General features: G+C 37.6%; 1 pseudogene and 1 CRISPR repeat array. The pseudogene reads right to left on the reverse strand.

The features are described 5' to 3' along the window. Positions 1 to 290: 290 nt before the first annotated feature. A CRISPR array of direct repeats spans positions 291 to 797; the repeat unit is 37 nt; unit sequence GTTTCCATTAATTCCACTTCTACAAAGAGAAGCGACT. 411 nt (positions 798 to 1,208) lie between these two features. Then, a pseudogene (locus GNF10_RS36825) lies at positions 1,209 to 1,459 on the reverse strand (hypothetical protein); the annotation flags it as partial.

The following is a 1,459-nucleotide window of genomic DNA, read 5'->3' on the forward strand; positions in this document are numbered from 1 at the left end:
TTTTGGGAATATGTCCTTCGGTATACTTTTGACTATCTACTTTTCCTAACTCATTAAAAAATGGGCGAACCGGGAGTTATTACTTTACATCCACATAGTTTATGAATGTTTAGCGGCCCTATGAAAGAGGGCACTAACGACATTAATGAGTTTCCATTAATTCGCCTCCACATAATTAGTGGCAACACAATGGAGGATAGTAGTAGCTGCCTAGTTCAGTTTCCATTAATCCGACTCCACAAAATTAGTGGAGACCCAGCCATCCTTGAGGTAGGCTTTGAGTCCGGCAAGTTTCCATTAATTCCACTTCGCGTTGGAGAAGCGACTTGTAGAAGGTCAATCTACACAATTATTGATGCCAATGTTTCCATTAATTCCACTTCTCATTAGAGAAGCGACCAATCTGGTGTGATCGCTTTGCTGAACTCGCTATATTGTTTCCATTAATTCCACTTCTCATTAGAGAAGCGACCCCTCTTATTTAAACCCTTATGGTGTCTGAATCGAGATTGTTGTACTGGCGTGGTATCTGCTTGTGTTTCCATTAATTCCACTTCTTATTGGAGAAGCGACGCACAGAAAGCGTGCAAGTATTTGCTGGAAAATGCGGGGATGTTTCCATTAATTCCACTTCTACAAAGAGAAGCGACTGAGAAGAAAGAGGATAAAGATGGAGCGACAAGACTCAAGTTTCCATTAATTCCACTTCTACAAAGAGAAGCGACTACTGGTCAAATCAAGTTCTCCGTTGCTGATATTCGGTTTCCATTAATTCCACTTCTACAAAGAGAAGCGGCCCCTCTTATTTAACCCCTTACGCAGCCTGATGTCCAGATGCCATTTGCGACGGGGTATAAACCTACAGCCAAATTTAACTATACTATATACATATAAAAACTCTAAAACCTTTATAGAGCAGGGCATCGGCAGGGTAAACGAGACAATAGGCATTTCCAGGTTTTGCCGACCCCGCCGCAGAAAAATTAGGCGAAGATCAAAAATTTGTCATTCGCATAAAAACTTTAGTATAATTCCAGACACATTCTACCTTAAGACATAGAGCTAATTTAGTAAAACGCATACCTAAAATCCTTTTTCAGTAAGCAATCGACACTTCTCAACGAAAAATGTAGGGGAAGGGTTCGGGGATTCTATAAATAGTGTCGATGAACATCTAAAAATCCCTTAAAAGCTAGATAACTGTATAATTAATTAATATGATCTGCTATTTGCCGCAATTTAATCTGCAATTTATTTTCAATTGAGGTTTCTTGTGAAAGACCAAAGAGTTTTAAAGATTTCAAAAATTTATTTTTTACATTTTGTTGATAAGCTACTTCAACTTCATTAATCTTTTTATGAGATTCCTCAGTTTTTTGTTGAATATCTCCTAAAAAAACCTTAATTAAGCCTTTATTATATCCTAAAATATAATCAAGCAGTTCTGTTTTATCTACAC

The organism is Nostoc sp. UCD121 (assembly GCF_014222285.1).
GTDB lineage: Bacteria > Cyanobacteriota > Cyanobacteriia > Cyanobacteriales > Nostocaceae > Nostoc.